The following is a 19,786-nucleotide window of genomic DNA, read 5'->3' on the forward strand; positions in this document are numbered from 1 at the left end:
TTCGTCAGCTCATCATGCGCCCCGCGGGGGCGAGGACCGGTGGGGGCGAGGACCGGTGGGGCGAAGGAGTCGTGCCTCGGTGCTCGGCGGCTCGGCAGGGGGAGCCGGGCTCTCCGCCTCACGAGTGCCGTTGAGCCAGCCTGGAGGCCTGGAGGCCTGGAGGCCTGGAGACCTGGGAGCCCGTGTGCCCGTGAGCCCGATGGCATTCTCGAGGCCGTGAGGCGACGCACGTCGCTCGAGGCGCTCGAACACCGTTCCTGTCTCTTCAGGCGCCCCTTATGCACGAGACGACGGTGTACTGATCGGAATCCACGGGGGCGTCTCGTGCTAATAGGGGGCGTTTCGCGGGCCCGGTGGGGTAGCACGGGCGTGGTGGTACTGGGCGGGCCTGGTGGTACTGGCGGGCGAGGTGGATTCTCGCGGGTGCGGTGAATTGACCGGTGCGGCGCCGGGGATGCCGCTGAGATTGCCGCATCGAGTTTGCCGCACTGAGATTGCCGCGCTGAGATTGCCGCACTGAGATTGCCGCACCGGGGGTGCGCACACAGGTGCGGCCCCGCAGGAATGAACCTGCGGGGCCGCACCCGAGAATACGGACGATGCCTAGTGGTGGCCGCCCTGCTCGATCTCGCCCTGCGTGGGCGGAACGATGCGGTCCTCGAAGAACCAACGGCTGAAGCCGGCGCGGAGGCGCTTGCCGAACGGGATGCGACCATCGTCGTTCGGGCGCAGCATCAGCGGCGCGTAGTCGTGGTAGCTCACGAGCTGCCAGCGCTCGTACTCGTCCAGGTCCTTGTGGATCTCGACGAACTCGCCGCCCGAGAGGCGCACAATGCGCGCCGACTCGTAACCGTGCAGTGCGATCGAACGATCCTTCTTCTGCAGACCGAGGCAGATGCGCTTGGCCGTGAAGTAGGCGATGATCGGGCCGAGGATGAGTAGGGCCTGCAGAGCGTGGATCACGCCCTCCATCGAGAGCTGGAAGTGCGTCGCCATGAGGTCGGAGCTCGCGCCGGCCCACATGACCGCGTAGAAGGTGACGCCTGCGGCGCCGATCGCGGTGCGAGTGGGGGCGTTGCGCGGGCGGTCGAGCAGATGGTGCTCGCGCTGGTCGCCGGTCACCCAGGCCTCGATGAACGGGTAGATCATGACGAGGACGATGAAGAGACCGATGATGATCAGCGGGAGCAGCATGTTCCACGACCAGGTGTAGCCGAACCACTCGGTCTCGAGCCCCGGCGGTACGAGGCGCAGCATGCCGTCGGCGAAGCCGATGTACCAGTCGGGCTGGGTACCGGCAGACACGGGGGAGGGATCGTACGGGCCGTACGCCCAGATCGCATTGATGCCCACGATCGACGAGATCAGCACGATGACGCCGAAGACGATGAAGAAGAAGCCGCCGGCCTTCGCCGCGTACACGGGGAGCACGGGGAAGCCGACCACGTTCTGCTGGGTCTTGCCCGGGCCGGGGTACTGCGTGTGCTTGTGGATGACCACGAACGCCAGGTGGAGCGCGACGAACAGGATCACCATCGCGGGGAGCACCATGATGTGCAGCATGTACAGGCGGCCGACGATCGCCGTGCCCGGGAACTCGCCGCCGAAGAACAGGAACGAGAGCCAGGTGCCGATCACGGGGATCGCCTTGATGATGCCGTCGATGATGCGGAGGCCGTTGCCCGAGAGCACGTCATCGGGGAGCGAGTAGCCGGTGAAGCCCTCTGCCATCGCCAGGATGAAGAGCACGAAGCCGATGACCCAGTTGAGCTCGCGCGGCTTGCGGAACGCACCCGTGAAGAAGATGCGCAGCATGTGCAGGCCGATGGATGCCACGAACAGGAGCGCAGCCCAGTGGTGCACCTGACGCATCAGGAGGCCGCCGCGGATCGAGAACGAGATATCGAGCGTCGACGCCATGGCGGCGGACATCTCGACGCCCTTCATGCCCATGTACGGGCCGTCGTAGACGACCTCGGCCATGGAGGCCTGGAAGAACAGCGTCAGGAAGGTGCCCGAGAGCAGGATGACGACGAAGCTGTAGAGCGCGACCTCGCCGAGGAGGAACGACCAGTGGTCGGGGAAGACCTTGCGGCCGAACTCCTTGACGGCGACGCCGATCTTGGTGCGCTCGTCGATGTAGTTCGCGGCAGCAGCGGTGAAACGGCTCGAGCCGTTCTGCGCGGGGGTTTCAGTTACGGTGCTGGTCACTTGAGACGCTCCCAGTAGCTCGGGCCGACGGGTTCATGGAAGTCGCTCTGCGCGACCAGGTAGCCCTCGTCGTCGACGGTGATGGGCAGCTGCGGCAGCGGACGCTTCGCCGGGCCGAAGATGACCTTCGCGTGCTCGGAGACGTCGAATTGCGACTGGTGGCAGGGGCAGAGCAGGTGGTGCGTGTGCTGCTCGTAGAGCGCGACCGGGCAGCCGACGTGCGTGCAGACCTTGGAATACGCGACGATGCCGTTGTACGACCAGCCCTCGCGCTCGGGCAGCTCCTTGAGCTCGCTCTGGTCGAGACGCATGAGCAGCACGATCGCCTTGGCCTTCGCATCGAGGAAGTGGTCGCTGCCGCCGCGTTCGTCGAGGCCGAGCTTCTCGAACTCCTCGTGGGTGAGGTTCTCGGGAATGACATGGAATGCGGAGCCGATGGTGACCTCGCTGGCCTTGATCGGAATGCCGGAGGGGTCGCGGGCGAGTCGCGTGCCCTCGGTCCACATCGTGTGCTTGAGGATCTGCACCGGGTCGCGATCCTGCGGTGCGAGGCTGCGCAGCAGGGTGATGCCGGGAAGCGGGAAGGCGATCAGCGCGCCGAGCAGGCTGTTGCGCACGAGCGAACGGCGCGAGAAGCCCGACTCCTTGTCGGCGAGCTCGAAGACCTCGGCCGAAGCCTCGCGGGTCGGGGCGTCGCTCGGCACCGGGTGGCGCAGATCGATCGACTCGTGGTCGGCCATGATGGCCTTGCCCCAGTGCACCGCGCCCGTACCGACGGCGAGCAGCGCGAGCGCCATGCCGAGGCCCACGAAGAGCGTGTGCATCCGGACGGCCGAGAGATCGCCCGACTCGATCGGGAAGAACATGTATGCGAGTACCGCGCCGAGGCTGCCCGCGATCGAGATGTAGAAGAGCGTGTAGACGGTGCGCTCGGCACGCTTCTCGCGCTTCGGATCGAGGTCGGTGACACGCTTCCGGTGCGGGGGAAGGCCCGGATTCTGAACAGCGTCTGATGAGAGCACGGCCGTACCGACGCTCTCACCCCCGCCGTGGCTCTGGGCGGCGACAACGGCGCTTTCGTCGCCGTTGTACTTCGCTTCCTCTGCCATGTTGCTCCTTGAATTACTGAACTAGTCGATATCTGTGCGCCGTGGTCGAAACTAGTTCGACTTCGCGGTGACCCAGACGGTGAGACCGATGATCGCGCCGAGGCCGATCACCCAGATGAAGAGGCCTTCGGCGACGGGGCCGATCGAGCCGAGGGTGAGGCCGCCGACCGAGGGGGCGTTCTCGATGTACTTGAGGTACGAGATGATGTCGGCCTTCTCGCTGGGCGAGATGTTCGCATCGCTGAAGACGGGCATGTTCTGCGGGCCGGTGACCATGGCCTCGTAGATGTGAGTCGGTGCGACACCGGTGAGCGCCGGGGCGAACTTGCCCTCGGTGAGCGCACCGCCGGCGGCCGAGACGTTGTGGCACATGGCGCAGTTGATGCGGAAGAGCTCTCCACCGCTCGCGATGTCGCCGTCGGCCTGGAGGTACTGGGTCTCGGGCAGGCCGGGTCCGGGAGCGAGCGAGGCCACGTACGCGGCCATCTGGAGCGTCTGCTCCTCGGTGAACTGCTGCGGCTTGACCATGCCCTGCGGCCCCTGGAAGGCGAGGGGCATGCGGCCGGTGCCGACCTGGAAGTTCACCGAAGCCGCGCCGACGCCGTACAGCGACGGGCCGTCATCGGTGCCCTGCGCTCCGGTGCCGTGGCACGTCGCGCAGTTCGCCGCGAACAGCTTCTGGCCCTCTTCGATGGTCTGAGGAGAGGTGAGATCGATCTCGGCCGTCGCGGACGTCTGGCTGAAGCCGGTGTAGGCGGCTCCGGTGACGAGCAGGCCGACTGCGACGAGTGCAGCAGTGGCGAGCGGGTGGCGACGACCCGACTTGCGTAAATTCTTCTTGGCGCGAGCCATGATGCCGGTTTCTCCTGATCCTTATTTGAGGACGTAGATGATGATGAAGAGGATGATCCACACGATGTCGACGAAGTGCCAGTAGTAGGACACGACGATTGCGGTGGTCTCTTCCTTGTGCGTGAAGTTCTTGACGGCGTAGAGGCGTCCGATGACGAGCAGGAACGCGACCAGGCCGAGCGACACGTGGATGCCGTGGAAGCCGGTGGTCATGTAGAACGCGGAGCCGTACGGGTCGGAGGACAGGGTGATGCCCTCGGAGACGAACGTCGCGTACTCGAACGACTGGCCCGCGACGAAGATCGCGCCCATGAAGAAGGTCAGGTAGAACCACTCGACGGTGCCCAGCTTGCCGTTCGCGCGGCGGGGGCGGCCGTTCTCGGCGGCGAAGACGCCGGCCTGGGCGGTGAAGGAGGAGGCGACCAGGATCAGGGTGTTGATCAGCGCGAAGGTGAAGTTGTGCTTCGCGGTCTGTTCGGCCCAGAGCTCCGGGTTCATGGCGCGCAGCGTGAAGTAGATCGCGAAGAGGCCAGCGAAGAACATGACCTCGCTGCCGAGCCACACGATCGTGCCGACGGCGACGAGATTCGGTCGCTTCACCGAGGGCACGGCTGACTTGGTATTCATAGTGGTCGTTGTCACCCCTCCATTATGGCTGAAAGTTTGGTGTGCGTTTTCATCGGGGGTCGGCGCGCCGAACTTTCTGCGTGTACTTCAGCAAGCTTATCGTGCTCAGGCGCCCGTCCGTGCACGCCGGGCGCCCCTCGTTCGTCCGACGAGCACCCCTCGTCGATCGGTAGAATCGGCACATGATCGATGAACGCAACTGGCCGACGGTTCTCACGACTCTGCTCAGCGGCGGCGACCTCAGCGTGTCGCAGGCCGATTGGGCGATGACGACCTTCATGACGGGCGCGGCGACGGACGCGCAGATCGGCGCCTTCCTCGTCGCTCTGAACTCGAAGGGCGTCACGGTCGACGAGGTGATCGGGTTCCGCGACGCGATCCTCGCCGAGGCCGAACCGATCTCGTTGCCGGCGATGTCGCTCGACATCGTGGGTACCGGCGGCGACCGCTTCGGCACCGTGAACATCTCGACGATGGCCTCGATCACGGCCGCCGCAGCCGGCGCGCCGGTGGTCAAGCACGGCAATCGTGCCGCGAGCAGCCTCTCGGGATCCTCCGACGTGCTGACGGCGCTCGGGGTCGACCTGGCCTTGGACGCGGATCGGCTGCGCGAAGCGTTCGACGATGCGGGCATCGCCTTCGTGCATGCCGCGCGGTTCCTCACCGGCTTCCGCCACGTCTCCGCGCCGCGAGCGGAGCTCGGCATTCCGACCGTCTTCAACTTCCTCGGCCCGCTGTGCAATCCGGTGCGTCCCGAGGCCTCCGCCGTCGGCATCGCAGATCTCGAGAAGGTTCCGCTGTTCGTCGGCGTCTTCCAGCTGCGCGGCGCTTCCGCGCTCGTGTTCCGCGGCGACGACGGGCTCGACGAGCTGACGACGACGGGGCATTCGCGCTTGTGGGAGGTCAGCCGCGGCGCGGTGACGGAGCACGACATCGATCCCCGCGATCTCGGCATCGCCCGCGCTTCGGTGGCCGACCTCGTCGGCGGAACGCCCGACGAGAACGCCGAGGTGGTGAAACGGGTGCTGGGCGGCGAACGGGGGCCGGTGCGCGATATCGTGCTGCTCAACGCCGCTGCCGGGCTCGTCGCCTTCGATCTCGCGCGCGACGCCGAGACGGCCGAGCAGCCGCTGCTCGAGCGCCTCGCGCGCGGTTACGAGCGTGCAGGAGACGCGATCGATTCGGGCCGTGCGGCCGCGAAGCTCGACTCGTGGGTGCGGGCGACCTCGGGGCGCGCATCGGGCGCCTGAGCGGAAGCGCGGAACGGGCCCGGGAACCAGTGCGCCGCACGGGTTCCCGGGCCCGTTCCGTTCGCGTCGGCGGCGCGCTACTTCGCTGCCGGAGCGGGGGTCTCCGCTGGCCGATCCATGCGGTAGTACTTCGCGAGGAAGGGCATCGGGTCTACGGGTTCGTCGTCCACGCGCAGCGCCAGGTGGAGGTGCGCGCCGAAGGCCATGCCGGTCGCGCCGACCTTGCCCGCGGGGTCGCCCATCTTCACGACGTCGCCGACCGCGTAGTCGTGCGAGCTGTACTGCATGTGGCAGTAGCGGCTCGTGACCTCTGCGCCGTCGATGGTGTGCTCGACCTTGAGGCCGAAGCCGCAGCCGTCGGTCGTCGGGCCCGCTTCGGTCACGGTGCCGTCGGCGATGACCTGGATGGGCGTGCCCTCGGAAGCAGCGAAATCCTGCGCATCGTGGAACTGCTCGACGGGCGCCGTGCGGTAGCCGAACGGATCCGTGAGCATCACCGGCGCGGCGAACGGGTAGTTGACGAGGGACTGCGGGCGGAACGCGAACTGCTGCGGCGACGAATCGTCAGCGACGACGGCCTCGACCGCGTCGACGGAGGCGAGCGATTCGGGGAGGTCGTCGCCGGAGAACTCCGAGAACAGTCGCTGCTGGCTCGCGGCGGGGGCCGCGGCTTCGGTGGCGCTGCTGTCGAGCACGGGGAGGGCGAACGCGAGCACGAACGCGGCGACGCCGGCGACCGCCGATGCCTGGGTGAAGCGCCGGGCGAAGGTCGGGCGCCGGCGGGCGGGCGGCTTCGCGGCGGGAGCGGCGGCGTCGGGCTTGTGCTCGCGCAGCGGGAGGCGCACCGAAGCGGTGATCGGAGAGGCCTCTCGGGCATCGGCGGTCGGGGGATCGGTCGTCGACGCCTGCGCGTCGCCCTCGAGCGCCTGCGAGGCGGCGGACTGAGAGACCTCGGTCTGCAGTGCTTCGAGCGGGGGCTCCGCGGGTGCTTCCGTCGATGCCGCCGCCGCGCGTTCGCGGAGGGTGCGGCGGGACGGGTATCGTTCGCCGGGCGCGGGGGTGTCTGTCATTCGAGCTTTCTGCTGTCGAGCCGTGCGGTGTGACGCACAAAAGATAACGAATAGGTTACAACGAAGTGAATCGAAACGCCAGACTAGGCGCCCGGTACGCCTCGGGCGGCAGTGATGAACCGATGTATCCGATCGCGATCCTTGCGGCCAGGCGAGCTCTCGACCCCGCTCGATACGTCGACGCCCCAGGGATCGACGAGCGCCACGGCTGCGCCGACGTTCTCGGCGTCGAGGCCGCCGGCCAGCAGCCACTGCCCACCCAGCCGATCGGGCGCGTCCCCCTCGCGCAGCTGCGACAGGTCCCACGTCTCGCCCGACCCGGGTACCGCGCCGTCGATGAGGAGGCGCTCCTCGCCGAACTCGCCCGCGCGGAGCCCGCTCGAGATCGGGACCGCGCGCCACAGGCGCGGCATCAGGCGGCCTGCGGCAGCGAAGTCAGCCGCGTCGTATCCGCCGTGGAGCTGGAGCACATCGAAGCCGAGGCGCTGCGCGGTCCGTGCGGCGTCCGCCGCCGGGATACCGCGGACGACCAGCACGGTGTCGATCCCGGTACCCCGCACCGCGGCGACGACCGAAGCCGCCTGCTCCTCGCTCGCGTCGCGCGGGCTGCCGGGGCTCATCACCACGCCGATGGCGTCGGCGCCCTCGTCGGCGACGAATCGGGCGTCCCCGGCCTCGCGCAGGCCGCAGATCTTCACGTACATGCGGGGTTCCTCTCGGAGCTCGTCGCGCCGGGCGGGGCGCATCGCAACTCCAGCGTAGCGCCGGTGGTGCACCGCAGAGCTACTGATCGGGATCGGTCGGGATCGTCGGAAGCCCGATGGTGTTGAGGTCGCGCGCCTTATCGCGGCGCTCGATAGCGATGCTCACCACGAGCAGCAGCGCGCCGAGGGCGGCGAGTGCGGCGCCGACCCAGCCGGGGGCGAGGTAACCGAGCCCACCCGCGATCGCGAGGCCGCCGAGCCAGGCGCCGAGGCCGTTGCCGACGTTGAAGGCGGCGTGATTGATCGCCGCGCCGAAGAGCGCGGCCTCGTTCGAGATGCGGATGAGGCGGGCCTGGACTGCGGGGAGCAGCACCGACGAGGTGAAACCCACGAGCAGCACGCCGATGATGAGCCCGACCGCGCTGCCGGCGAGCTGCGTGTAGGCGAGCATCGAGAGGATGAACGCGACGAAGCCGAGGAGCGCGGTGCGGTTGAGGTTGCGGTCGCTCGCCCAGCCCCCGAAGACGTTGCCGAACGTCATGCCGATGCCGAGGGTCGAGAGCACCCAGGGTACGGCTCCGGCCGGGAGACCCGTCTCGCGGGTCGTGACCTCGGCGATGTACGAGTAGACGGCGAAGAATCCGCCGAAACCGACCGCCCCGACCCCGATGAGCACCCAGATGCGGGGGTTCAGCAGTGCGGAGATCTCGCTCCGCGGGCTGCGGCTCGGGTTGCCCGGGAACCGGGGGAGGAAGAGCACGACGAGCAGCATCGTGACGGCGAACAGGAATGCGACGAGCAGGTAGACGGCCCGCCAGCCGAAGGCCTGGCCGAGCCAGGTGGCGAGCGGCACGCCGACCACGTTGGCGAGCGTGAGACCCGTGAGTGACAGTGCGACGCCCTTGCCCTGGCTGCCGGGGCCCATGAGGCGGGCGGCGAGCAGCGCGGACACCCCGAAGTAGGCGCCGTGGGGCAGCCCCGCGATGAAGCGGAACGCCGCGAGGGTGCCGAAGTTCGGCATGCAGGCCGATAGGGCCGTGCCGACGATGAACAGTGCGAGCAGCCAGAAGGCGAGCCTCGTCTGCGACATGCGCGCGCCGAACACCGAGAAGAGCGGCGCCCCCACGACGACGCCGAGCGCGTATACGGTGATGAGCATTCCCGCCCGGGCGATGACGGTATCCGGTGAGGCGTCGAATCCGGGAAGGAGGTCGCGCGCGATCTCGGGGAGCACGCCCATGGTCGCGAACTCGGTGACGCCGATCGCGAAGCCGCCGAGCGCGAGCGCGAAGAGCGCGAGATTGCGGCGGATCGGGGAGAGCTGCTGCATGGGTGGGCGCCTATCCGGGATCAATGGCGGGCGGCGTCGACGACGGCGCGGCCCTGAGGTACGGGTGCGCGTCGTCGCGGTCCTGCAAGACTATCGGGTGCGCTCACCAGCCGCGCGCGAGCCACGCCTCAATCTCCCGGCGCTCGGCCGCGATGGTCGTGCCGTCGCCGTGCCCCGGGCGGACGGTCGTCGCGTCGGGCAGCGTGAAGAGCTCGCCCCGGATCGACTCGATGATCTGCGGGAAGCTCGAATACTCCCAGCGGGTCGCTCCGGGACCGCCCTGGAACAGGGTGTCGCCGGAGAAGACGGTGCCGAGCGAGGGCGCGAGGAAGCACACGGACCCCGGCGTATGGCCCGGGGTGTGCACCGTCACGATCTCGGTGCCCGCGATGAGGAAGGCCGCGCGGTCGGCCAGTTCGAAGTCGGGAGTCGTCCCCGGATGGGCCTCCTCCCAGAGGAAGAGGTCGGCGGGGTGCAGATAGAGGTGCGTATCGAGGCGATCCGCAGCGGCGCGCGCCGCGTTCACGTGGTCTTCGTGACCGTGGGTCAAGAGGATGCCGAGCGCATCTCGATCGCCGACGGCGGCAGCGATCGCGTCGGCATCGTGGGCGGCGTCGATGACGATCGCCTGGGAATCGTCGCCGACGATCCATACATTGTTCTCGAGCTCGACGCCCTCCGGCGGCATCCCGGGCCTGCCCGCCCCGATGCTGCCGGTCGTCACGACGCGCTCGATGCGCACCTCTGCCATGCTCCTCCGATGTTCTGCTGTTCGAGCGGGCGGGGAACGCCGCCCGCTCCGTCGGCCTCGGCCAGTGATCAGTTCCGCGTCACGATGACGGGGCACGGGAGCGCCTGCAGCACCCCGTGGCTGACCGAGCCGAGCAGCAGGCGGCTGAGTCCGCCCCGGCCGCGGCTGCCGACGACGAGCAGCGACGCGCCTTCGGCAGCCTGCACGAGCGCGGCCACGGGCGACGCCTGGATGATCTCGCGCTTGACCTCGAGATCGGGGTAGCGGGACGCGAGACCCGCGATCCCGATCGCGATGGCCTCTTCGGCGGCGGCCTTCTGGGAATCGACGAGCTCCTCGCTCCACAGGTACTCGAGCCCTGGAGTGAGCGGCGGCATCCAGGTGTAGACCGCGATGAGCGGCACCTGGCGCCGCGACGCCTCCTCGGCCGCGTAGGCGACCGCCTTGCGGGAGGCGTCGGAGCCGTCGACGCCGACGACGACGCCCGCGTTGGGGCGCACGTCGTACTCGGCCGGCACGACCGCCACGGGGCAATGCGCCACGGCGGCGATCTTCACCGCCCGGGTGCCGAAGAGCGACCCCGCGAATCGGCTGCCGCTGTGGGCCCCGAGCACCAGCAGGTCGGCGCGCTTCGACGCCTCCTCGACCTCGGCGATGGGGTGGCCCACGACCGCGGTACCCGCGATGGGGCCCGCGAAACCGATCTGCTTCGCGTAGTCGCTCTCGGCCTGCAGCATCTGCTCGGACGCCTTCTGGGCTTCGGAGAGGAATGCCACGCTCTCCGAGAGGAAGGAGTCGTCGGCCACGTGCAGCAGCTCGACCTCGGCGCCGCGCTCGGTCGCCCGGGCGAGCCCCCAGGCGAGCGCCTTCTTGCTGTGCTCGGAGCCATCGACCCCGATGAGGTACTTCTCGGACATGAGCTGGGCCCTTCTCTTCGATTTACCGGAATGCGGACGATGCGCGGGTCAGGCCTCGAGCGCCGGGAAGCGCCGGGGCTGCACGCCGCTGAGCTGTTCGATGATGCGCACCACCTGGCAGCTGTAGCCGTACTCGTTGTCGTACCAGACGTAGAGCACGGCGCTGTCGCCGGTGACGATGGTCGCGAGGCCATCGACGATGCCGGCGCGGTTCGAGCCGACGAAGTCGTTCGAGACGATCTCGGGCGATTCGACGAAGTCGACCTGCGTGCGCAGCGCGCCGGTCAGCGAGACCTGGCGCAGGAACTCGTTGATCTCGTCGCGGGTGGTCGGCTGCTCGAGCTGCAGATTGAGTACGGCCATCGAGACATCGGGCGTGGGCACGCGGATCGCATTGCCGGTGAGCTTGCCCTCGAATTCGGGGAGGGCCTTCGCGACGGCCTTGGCGGCGCCGGTCTCGGTGAGCACCATGTTGAGCGCCGCGGAGCGGCCCCGGCGATCGCCCTTGTGGAAGTTGTCGATGAGGTTCTGGTCGTTGGTGTACGAGTGCACCGTCTCGACGTGGCCGCGCGTGACTCCGAAGCGGTCGTTCAGCACCTTCAGCACCGGCGTGATCGCGTTGGTCGTGCACGACGCGGCGCTGACGATGGTGTGCTCGTCGGTGATCTTGTCGTTGTTCACGCCGTAGACGACGTTCAGCATGTCGCCCTTGCCCGGCGCCGTGAGCAGCACGCGGGCGATCCCCTTGTTCTGCAGATGCTGGCCGAGCCCCTCGGCGTCGCGCCAGCGGCCCGTGTTGTCGACGAGCACGGCGTTCTCGATGCCGTACTCGGTGTAGTCGACGCTCGCCGGGTCGTTCGAATAGATCACCTGGATGCGCACGCCGTTCGCGAGGATCGCATCTTCGTCCTCGAGCACGCGGATGGTGCCGTTGAACGGGCCGTGCACCGAGTCGCGGCGCAGGAGGTTGGCGCGCTTGACGAGGTCGTTCTCGGCGCCCTTGCGCACGACGATGGCGCGCAGGTTCAGGCCGTTGCCCGAGCCCGAGTGGTCGATGATGATGCGCGCGAGGAGGCGTCCGATGCGGCCGAAGCCGTACAGCACGACATCGGTGCCGGTGCCGCGCTCGGCGCCGATGGTGGGCGCGAGCACCTCGCGCAGGTAGGCCTCCATATCGCTGCGGCCCGATTCGCGGAAGCCGCCCGCGAGCAGCGCGAGGTCGACCGATGCGGGGCCGGGCTGAATGGCGGCGAGCCCCTCGACCACCCGCACCGTCTCCTCGAGCGGCAGCTCGACGTCGTCGATCTTTCGGGCGAAGCTGTGGGCTCGGATGATTTCGATCGGCGAGACGCCGACGAGGCTGCGGCCGTGGACGGACATGACGATGTCGTGGTCTCGATAGAGCTGGCCGATCAGCGGGATCATCCGCTCGGCGAGCTCCTGCTTCGCCTTCCAGGCTTCGAGGTGAGCATCAGCGCGCTGGTTCATGGAAACGGAGGGTTCCTTTCAACGATGGTTCGAAGTGTCGGCCTGCCCGCCGGGCCGCATCGTGGCGGCACTCCCAGTATCCCATGACCCGGAGCATGACGCCCTATGACACGAAGATTTCGCGATGCCGGGCGGTTGCGTCAGGCTGGGAGTCGTGGCCCGCCGCGAGATCCTCGGCGAGCAATGAAATTCGAGACCGAGAACCAGATAAGGTACCCGCAATCATGAACCTGAAGAAAGCCGGCGTCTTCGTCGCCACCATCACCGCGGCCGCGCTCGCCCTCACCGGTTGCGCCGGGTCGTCGGACAAGGCCTCCGACGACACCGTCAAGCTCGGCGTCGTCGGCGCCAGCGACCCCTACTGGGAGACCTTCGTCGACGCCGCGGCGAACGAGGGCATCGACGTCGAGCTCGTCGATTTCGCCGATTACAACCTCGCGAACCCCGCGCTCGCGAGCGGCGAGGTCGACCTGAACCAGTTCCAGCACATCATCTACCTCGCGCAGCACAACAACGCGACCGGTGACGATCTCGTCCCGATCGGCGCGACCGCGATCTACCCGCTCGGCCTCTACTCGAACCAGTACCAGAGCGTCGAGGACATCCCCGACGGCGCGACCGTCGCGATCCCCTCGGACGAGACCAACCGCGCCCGCGCACTCCTCGTGCTGCAGTCGGCCGGTCTCATCGAGCTCACGGGCGGCGGCTCGGTCACCTCGACCCCCGACGAGGTCGACGAGAGCAAGTCGCGCGTCAAGGTGCAGGAGCTCGACGCCGCACTGACGGCGACCTCGCTGGGCGACGTCGCTGCGGCCGTCATCAACAACGACTTCGTCGAGGACGCCGGCGTCAAGTTCGAGGATGCGATCGCTCAGGACGACCCGAACGACCCCGCTGCCTTCCCGTACATCAACATCTTCGCCGCCCGCGCCGAGGACAAGGACAACGAGACCTACGAGAAGCTCGTCGACATCTATCAGACCGATAAGGCCGTGCTGAAGGGCGTCGCCGAGAACTCGGGCAACACGGCGGTCTTCGTCACGACCCCCGCGTCGGAGCTGCAGGAGAGCCTCGCGAAGGTCGAGAAGGACATCAAGGAGTAACCAACGGTAGTGAGCCGAAGCTGGGATGCGCCGACACCACCGGTCGCGCCAGCACAGTAAAATCGGGGCATTCGCAAGCGGATGCCCCGATTTTCATCTCGAGGAAGGACCACGTCGATGACGCGCGTACAGATCAGCGGGGTCGGCAAACGCTATCCCGGAAGAGGCAAGGGAGCCGCCGAAGTGGTCGCGGTCGACGACGTGTCGATCGATATCGCGTCGGGCGAGATCCACGCCATCATCGGGTACTCCGGTGCGGGCAAGAGCACGATGCTGCGGTTGATCAACGGGCTCGAGCGCGTGTCGAGCGGCAGCATCCTCGTCGGCGACAGCGACATCGCGACGATGGGGGAGCGCGAGCTGCGCCGCGAGCGCACCGAGATCGGCATGATCTTCCAGCACTTCAACCTCTTCCGCTCGAAGACCGTCGCCCAGAACGTCGCGTACCCGCTCGTGGTCGCCGGGGTCGCCACGGCCGAGCGGCGCGAGCGGGTCGCCGAGCTGCTCTCGTTCGTTGGGCTCGGGGACAAGGCCCGCGCGTTTCCCGAGCAGCTCTCGGGCGGTCAGAAGCAGCGCGTCGGCATCGCGCGCGCTCTCGCGACCAATCCCGGGGTGCTGCTCGCCGACGAGGCGACGAGCGCGCTCGACCCCGAGACGTCGCAGGAGGTGCTCGCGCTGCTGAAGAAGGTGAACGCCGACCTCGGCATCACCATCATCCTCATCACCCACGAGATGGAGGTCGTGCGCTCGATCGCCCACCGGGTGACCGTGATGGACGGCGGCAAGGCCGTCGAGCAGGGCGACGTGTTCGACGTGTTCGCCAGCCCGAAGACCGAGACCACCCGCCGGTTCGTCGCGACCGCGCTGCCGACGCAGCCCGATCCCGAGCACCTGCGCAGATTGCAGCAGAAGCATCGGGGCAAGCTCGTCTCGGTCACGTTCCGCGACGGAGGAGTCGATCAGCCGGTCGTCTTCCGCACCCTCGCCGAGCGCGGCATCGGCGTCAACATCGTGCACGGCGGCGTCACCGAAGTCGGCGGCCGCAGCTTCGGCAAACTGACCCTGGAGCTCATCGGCGATGAGCTCCAGGTCGAGCACGGCATCGCCGCCCTCGGGCAGCAGACCGACCTGGAGGTGCTCGTCTGATGGACGCGATCATCGAATTCCTGCCCAAGGTGCTCGTCGCCACCGGCGAGACCCTGCTCTACGTCGGCATCGCGATGCTCATCGGCGGCATCCTCGGCCTCGTCATCGGCGTCGCCATCGTCGTCACCCGCAAGGGCGGCCTCGTGCAGAGCCTGCCCGTCTACTGGGTGCTCAACCTCCTGGTCAACTTCTTCAGGCCGATCCCGTTCCTGATCCTCATGGTCGCGCTCCAGCCGCTCGCGAGAGTGGTCGTCGGCACGGGGATCCAGAGCCCGGCGTTCATCTTCGTGCTGTCGTTCGCCGCGACCTTCGGCATCGCCCGCCTGGTCGAGCAGAACCTCCTGACCGTCGACCCGGGCGTCATCGAGGCCGCCCGCGCCATGGGGGCGAGCCCGCTGCGCATCATCCTCACGGTGCTCATCCCCGAGGGCCTCGGCCCGTTGATCCTGGGCTTCACCTTCGCCTTCATTGCCGTAGTCGACATGTCGGCCCTCGCCGGCATCATCGGTGCAGGCGGTCTCGGCAACCTGGCGCTGCAGTACGGCTTCCGCCAGTTCAATCCGTGGATCACCTGGGGCACGGTGCTCGTGATGATCATCATCGTGCAGCTCGCGCAGGCGCTCGGCAACGCGCTGGCCCGGAAGATGCTGCGGCGGTAGACGGCCCGCGGCACCGGGGCGTTCCGGTAGCCTCGACCCATGGCTCCCGGAACCCCCACCGCCCCCGTACTCGCCGACCTGCGCCGCGTCGCGGAATCCCTGTGGCCCGCAGCGACGGCGGAGAGCTGGGACCGCGTCGGTCTCGCAGCGGGGCGCGATGCCGCCCCGCTGCGCCGCGTGCTGCTCGCCGTCGACGCCGTCGCCGACACCGTCGACGAGGCCCTCGGACGCGGCGCCGATGCGCTCATCACGCACCACCCGCTGCTGCTGCGCGGGGTGCACACGATCGCCGAGGACACCGGCAAGGGCGCACTGCTCGCCCGTCTGATCCGCGGCGACTGCGCGCTGCTCTCCGCCCACACCAACGCCGACCAGCCCGAGGGCGGAGTCTCCGACGTCATCGCGAAGCGCCTGGGGCTCGCAGGGATCGAGGCGCTCGTGCCGGCAGAGGGGCCGACCGCGGTCTTCGGCATCGGCCGCGCGGGCGTGCTGCCCCGCCCGGAGACGCTGCGCGAGTTCGCGCAGCGCGTCGCAGCGATCATGCCGGCGACCGTCTCGGGTGTCCGGGTCGCGGGCGATCCGGAGCGCCCGATCCGTCGCGTCGCACTGCTCGGGGGCGCGGGCGACAGCCTGCTCGACCATCCGCTCGTGCGCGGCGCCGATGTCTACCTGACCTCGGACCTGCGGCACCACCCCGCGCAGGAGGCCGTCGAGCTGGCGCGCGTGGCAGGGGGTCCGGCCCTCGTCGACGTCGCGCACTGGGCGAGCGAGTCGCTCTGGCTCGACGCCGCCGCGCAGACCCTCGCGCGTCTGCTGCCGGGCGTCGAGTTCGCAGTGAGCCGACTACGCACCGACCCGTGGACCTTCGCCACGGGCGCCGAGGCGCCGGCCATGCCCTAGGCTGAGACCTATGAAGGCCAGCCCCCGCCAGCAGCAACTGCTCCTCGACCTGCAAGAGCTCGACACCGCGCTCGCGCGCCTCGCCCGCCGCCGGCAGTCGCTGCCCGAGCGCGCGGAGCTCGCCGGCCTCGCCGGCGAGGTATCCGCGACCCGCGAGAGCTACATGGCGGCGCAGCGCGAACTCGACACGCAGTCGGCCGAGATCGATCGCATCGAGGCGGACGTGCAGCTCGTGCGCCAGCGCCGCGAGCGCGATGAGCAGCTGATCGCGCAGAGCACCTCGAGCAAAGAGGCCCAGGCGCTGCAGGGCGAGCTCGACGCGCTCGCGCGCCGCATGGGCGAGCTCGAGGACCGCCAGCTCGGGGTCATGGAACTGCAGGAGGCGGCGCAGACTGCGTTCGACGCGGCGGCGGCCGACCTCGCCGGCGTGGATGAGCGCCGAGCGGCGATCCAGGCGAAGATCGATGAGGCCGAGCGCGCCATCGATCGCGATATCGCCTCGCAGAGCGAGGAGCGCGCGGGCCTGGCCGCCGAGGTGCAGCGCGACCTCATCGAGGTCTACGAAGAGCTGCGCGGCCGCATCGGCATCGGAGCCGCGCGTCTGCGCGGCAACGTGTCCGAGGCCAGCAATATGTCGCTGACCCCGGCCGAGCTGAGCAACATCCTCTCGGCGGCGCCCGACGAGCTCGTCTTCTGCCCCGGAACGGGCGCGATCCTCGTCAGAGTCGCGGCAGACGAAGCGGCATAGCCGCGACGTCGCGCCGACCCGATCGACGGGCGGCGGAATGGGCCGACTGTACGCCGGGTTCTGTACCGACCGGTCTCCCGGCCGGTGACGGTCATCTCTCTCGACTCGCCGTTGCCGACGAGTTCTAGCAGCCTACCCGCAGACTCGGCGAGGAGCGTCGACGCCTGCTGTCTGGCCTTGCTGCGAACGAGGTTTACCTGGCCGCCCGTGTCACCACGAGCGCCGGTGGTCTCTTACACCACCCTTTCACCCTTACCCGACGCAGCGAACTGCGCCGGGCGGTCTGCTCTCTGTTGCACTTTCTCGCGGGTTGCCCCGGGTGGGCGTTACCCACCGTCCTCCTCTGTGCAGCCCGGACGTTCCTCGGTGCGGCGCCGCCGAAGCGACCCGCAACGCGACCGTCCGTCGGCCCATTCCGCAGCCCAGTCTACCCGAGACCGAGCACCGAGATCGCGACCGTGAAGTAGATCATGAGCCCGCTCGCATCGCAGAAGGTCGAGATGAACGGCGTCGAGAACACCGCCGGGTCGACGCGGCAGGCCCGCGCGACCATCGGGATGACGCCGCCGACGGTCGCAGCGATCGGGCAGTTGATCAGCAGCGTGAGGGCGATGACCGTTCCGATCGGCACCCCGTAGACGAGCGCGGCGACGGCGAAGGCGATCGCGGCGAGCAGCGCGCCGAGCAGCAGACCCGTGCGCACCTCCTTGAATGCGACGCGCAGCACATCGCGCAGTTCGACGTCGCCGACCGCGAGCGCGCGGGTCACGGTCGTCGCGGCCTGCGAGCCGGTGTTGCCGCCGATGCCGGTGAGCAGCGGGATGAACAGCGCGAGCGCGACCTGCTGCTCGAGGGTCGCTTCGTACAGTTCGAGCACGTTCACCGTCAGCACCGCCGACACCGCGAGCACGAGCAGCCAGACGATGCGCGAGCGCGCGATGCGGCGCACGGGGGTGAGCAGGTACGGGCGCCTGAGCGGTTCGCTGGCGCCCGCTCGGGCGTGGTCCTCGGCGACCGCCTCCTTGTCGATCCGCGCGGCATCGGCGATCGGCAGCACCCCGACGAGCCGCTGCTCGCTGTCGACCACCGGTGCGAGCAGCACGCCGGTGTCGAGCACGCGGCGCGCGGCCTGCTCGACGTTCTCGGCGGTCGAGGCGATGATCGGGTCGTGGTTCAGGATGTCGGCGACCGGAGCCGCGGGGTCCGCCCGCCACAGCTCGGCGGGGTCGGCGGTGCCGACGAGGATGCGGTCGTCGGTGAGCACCGGGATCGCCGCCAGATCGGCGATGCCCCCCGTCTCACGGGCGATGCGCGCTGTGAGCTCGGACACCGAATCGTGCTCGTAGCCGCGCACGACGGTGGGGGACATGTGCCTTCCGACGGAATCGACCGGGTAGCCGAGCAGGGCGAGCACGCGGACGCGGCTGGTCGGGTCGATGGACGAGATGAGCCGCTTGGCGACGCGGGCGGGCAGTTCGTCGAGCAGGCGCGCCTGCTCATCGGGGTCGAGGCCCTCGAAGACCTCGGTGACGGCGCCGTGGCCGAGCTCGTCGACGAGGTCCGCCTGCGTGCCTCCGGCGAGGCTGTCGAAGACGGGTGCGGCGGTGTTCTTGTCGAGCAGGCGGAAGACGAATGCGGCCTCGGGCGTCGGCAGCGCCTCGACGACCTCGACGATCTGCGGGGCGTCGAGGTCGTGCAGGGTCGCGGCGATGCCGGTGAGGTCGCGCTCCTGCAGCAGGTCGCGAACGGTAACCAGGATCTGGGGGTCGAGCATGGCGGAATCCTTCGGGGCGGGCGCGCTCGATGCGGCGGGCCGGCGTCTCCGCGAACAGCGGGAGGCGGCCTCATCCGCGAGGCGAGCGAAAGCGCAGCGGAACGGTCGTGTCGCGCCTCTGCAGACACCTGCTCCTGGGGTGCGGCGGCGCGCTACCCGGCCCAGAAGGTGCGGTGAGATCGACTGAGCGGATCGCTCATCATGCACCTCCTCAAGGCCTCGGGGCGGAATTCGCCACCCCCACCCTACTCGGAAACGGTGAGCAGTTCGAAACCGTCCTCGCGTACGACGATCGTGTGCTCGAACTGCGCCGTGATGCTCTTGTCCCGGGTCGTGATGGTCCAGCCGTCCTCCCACTGATCCCATTCGTGGGTGCCGAGCGTGAGCATCGGCTCGACGGTGAAGACCATGTTCGGCCTGATGACGGTGTCGTAGACGGGCGCCGAGTCGTAGTGGGGGATGATGAGCCCCGAATGGAACGACGACCCCACCCCGTGGCCGGTGAAATCGCGCACCACGCCGTAGCCGAAGCGCTTCGCATAGGTCTCGATCACGCGGCCGATGACGTTCACCTGCCGACCCGGTCGGGCGGCCTTGATGCCGCGCATCATCGCCTCGTGCGTGCGCTCGATGAGCAGGTCGACCTCCTCGCGCACCTCGCCGACGCGGAAGGTGCGGTTGGTGTCGCCGTGGAAGCCGTCGAGGTAGGCCGTGACATCGACATTGACGATGTCGCCTTCGCGCAGCACGGTGCCGTCGGGCACGCCGTGGCAGATCACCTCGTTCACCGAGGTGCACGACGAGGCACGGTAGCCGCGGTAGTCGAGCGTCGACGGGTAGGCCCCCTGCGCCACCACGTACTCGTGGGCGATGCGGTCGAGCTCCGCGGTCGTGACGCCCGGGCGCACCGCCTCGCCCACGGCGTCGAGCGCGCGCGAGGCGATGCGCCCGGCGGCGCGGATGTGCGCGATCTCCTCGGCCGTGTAGGTGTCGTCGCCCTCGTACTTCGGCGGCATCGCGAGACCGACGTAGGGCGGCCGCGCGATCGCCGTCGGTACCGTGCGCTTTGCGGGGAGGGAGCCCGGGACGAGATGGCCGTGAGAATCGAAAGGCATGCCCCTAGTCTATGAAGTGAACGCTGCAGGGA

General features: G+C 68.9%; 18 protein-coding genes and 1 other RNA gene. 6 read left to right on the plus strand and 13 right to left on the minus strand.

All coding sequences use genetic code 11. The annotated features are described in order from the left end of the window. Positions 1-603: 603 nt before the first annotated feature. The 4 genes from qcrB to ctaE are packed head-to-tail and all read right to left on the minus strand — an operon-like array spanning position 604 to position 4,799. Positions 604-2,211 (minus strand): cytochrome bc1 complex cytochrome b subunit, encoded by a 1,608-nt coding sequence (gene qcrB, locus NHL51_RS09730; protein ID WP_434143325.1) that lies wholly within the window; start codon positions 2,209-2,211, stop codon positions 604-606. After that, positions 2,208-3,320 carry a cytochrome bc1 complex Rieske iron-sulfur subunit gene (gene qcrA, locus NHL51_RS09735; protein WP_434143326.1) on the minus strand — a complete coding sequence of 371 codons (1,113 nt, stop codon included), beginning with the start codon at positions 3,318-3,320 and terminating at the stop codon, positions 2,208-2,210. The genes qcrB and qcrA overlap by 4 nt, the downstream gene beginning before the upstream one ends. A 51-nt stretch (positions 3,321-3,371) precedes the next feature. Then, positions 3,372-4,172 (minus strand): cytochrome bc1 complex diheme cytochrome c subunit, encoded by an 801-nt coding sequence (qcrC, locus tag NHL51_RS09740; RefSeq protein ID WP_434143328.1) that lies wholly within the window; start codon positions 4,170-4,172, stop codon positions 3,372-3,374. A gap of 21 nt (positions 4,173-4,193) precedes the next feature. Beyond that, positions 4,194-4,799, minus strand: coding sequence for an aa3-type cytochrome oxidase subunit III (ctaE, locus tag NHL51_RS09745; protein WP_434143329.1), 606 nt, complete (start codon positions 4,797-4,799; stop codon positions 4,194-4,196). 182 nt (positions 4,800-4,981) lie between these two features. Between ctaE and trpD the strand changes: the two genes are divergently transcribed. Beyond that, entirely contained in the window at positions 4,982-6,049 is a 1,068-nt protein-coding gene (gene trpD, locus NHL51_RS09750) for an anthranilate phosphoribosyltransferase (RefSeq protein WP_434143331.1), read from the plus strand. Between the two features lie 77 nt (positions 6,050-6,126). Here trpD and NHL51_RS09755 read toward each other — a convergent pair whose 3' ends face one another. The 6 genes from NHL51_RS09755 to NHL51_RS09780 all read right to left on the minus strand — a co-directional run bounded on the left by NHL51_RS09755 (position 6,127) and on the right by NHL51_RS09780 (position 12,309). Next, positions 6,127-7,119, minus strand: a complete 993-nt coding sequence (locus NHL51_RS09755; RefSeq protein ID WP_434143333.1) for a M23 family metallopeptidase — start codon at positions 7,117-7,119, stop codon at positions 6,127-6,129. A gap of 83 nt (positions 7,120-7,202) precedes the next feature. Further along, the gene (locus NHL51_RS09760) at positions 7,203-7,823 is read right to left on the minus strand and encodes a phosphoribosylanthranilate isomerase (protein WP_434143335.1); all 621 of its coding nucleotides are present in this window, start codon (positions 7,821-7,823) and stop codon (positions 7,203-7,205) included. A 79-nt stretch (positions 7,824-7,902) separates the two neighbouring features. Further along, on the minus strand, positions 7,903-9,153 hold the full coding sequence (locus NHL51_RS09765) for an MFS transporter (protein WP_434143337.1): 1,251 nt from the start codon (positions 9,151-9,153) through the stop codon (positions 7,903-7,905). 103 nt (positions 9,154-9,256) lie between these two features. Beyond that, a complete protein-coding gene (locus NHL51_RS09770; RefSeq protein WP_434143339.1) occupies positions 9,257-9,904 on the minus strand; it encodes an MBL fold metallo-hydrolase in 648 nt (215 codons plus the stop codon). 68 nt (positions 9,905-9,972) lie between these two features. Then, positions 9,973-10,821: a universal stress protein gene (locus NHL51_RS09775; protein WP_434143340.1), complete on the minus strand. Its 849-nt coding sequence runs from the start codon at positions 10,819-10,821 to the stop codon at positions 9,973-9,975. 48 nt (positions 10,822-10,869) lie between these two features. Next, entirely contained in the window at positions 10,870-12,309 is a 1,440-nt protein-coding gene (locus NHL51_RS09780) for a glyceraldehyde-3-phosphate dehydrogenase (RefSeq protein ID WP_434143341.1), read from the minus strand. A 224-nt stretch (positions 12,310-12,533) separates the two neighbouring features. Here NHL51_RS09780 and NHL51_RS09785 point away from each other — a divergent pair, with 224 nt between their 5' ends. From NHL51_RS09785 to NHL51_RS09805, 5 genes are all read left to right on the plus strand, one after another. Then, a complete protein-coding gene (locus tag NHL51_RS09785) occupies positions 12,534-13,412 on the plus strand; it encodes a MetQ/NlpA family ABC transporter substrate-binding protein (protein ID WP_434143343.1) in 879 nt (292 codons plus the stop codon). A 117-nt stretch (positions 13,413-13,529) separates the two neighbouring features. Beyond that, on the plus strand, positions 13,530-14,558 hold the full coding sequence (locus NHL51_RS09790) for a methionine ABC transporter ATP-binding protein (protein WP_434143345.1): 1,029 nt from the start codon (positions 13,530-13,532) through the stop codon (positions 14,556-14,558). After that, on the plus strand, positions 14,558-15,217 hold the full coding sequence (locus NHL51_RS09795) for a methionine ABC transporter permease (protein ID WP_434143347.1): 660 nt from the start codon (positions 14,558-14,560) through the stop codon (positions 15,215-15,217). The genes NHL51_RS09790 and NHL51_RS09795 overlap by 1 nt, the downstream gene beginning before the upstream one ends. A gap of 39 nt (positions 15,218-15,256) precedes the next feature. Continuing rightward, positions 15,257-16,117 carry a Nif3-like dinuclear metal center hexameric protein gene (locus NHL51_RS09800; protein WP_434143349.1) on the plus strand — a complete coding sequence of 287 codons (861 nt, stop codon included), beginning with the start codon at positions 15,257-15,259 and terminating at the stop codon, positions 16,115-16,117. A gap of 10 nt (positions 16,118-16,127) precedes the next feature. Continuing rightward, positions 16,128-16,865, plus strand: coding sequence for a zinc ribbon domain-containing protein (locus NHL51_RS09805; protein WP_434143351.1), 738 nt, complete (start codon positions 16,128-16,130; stop codon positions 16,863-16,865). A gap of 33 nt (positions 16,866-16,898) precedes the next feature. Here the strand turns inward: NHL51_RS09805 and rnpB are convergent. The 3 genes from rnpB to map all read right to left on the minus strand — a co-directional run bounded on the left by rnpB (position 16,899) and on the right by map (position 19,754). Continuing rightward, positions 16,899-17,279, minus strand: an RNA gene (gene rnpB, locus NHL51_RS09810) — RNase P RNA component class A. Between the two features lie 13 nt (positions 17,280-17,292). Continuing rightward, the gene (gene mgtE, locus NHL51_RS09815) at positions 17,293-18,639 is read right to left on the minus strand and encodes a magnesium transporter (RefSeq protein WP_434143353.1); all 1,347 of its coding nucleotides are present in this window, start codon (positions 18,637-18,639) and stop codon (positions 17,293-17,295) included. Positions 18,640-18,884: 245 nt separating this feature from the next. After that, complete coding sequence (gene map / locus NHL51_RS09820; protein ID WP_434143355.1) at positions 18,885-19,754, minus strand: type I methionyl aminopeptidase; 870 nt, start codon at positions 19,752-19,754, stop codon at positions 18,885-18,887. Positions 19,755-19,786: the final 32 nt, after the last annotated feature.

Source organism: Leucobacter sp. gxy201, assembly GCF_051043335.1.
Lineage (GTDB): Bacteria > Actinomycetota > Actinomycetes > Actinomycetales > Microbacteriaceae > Leucobacter.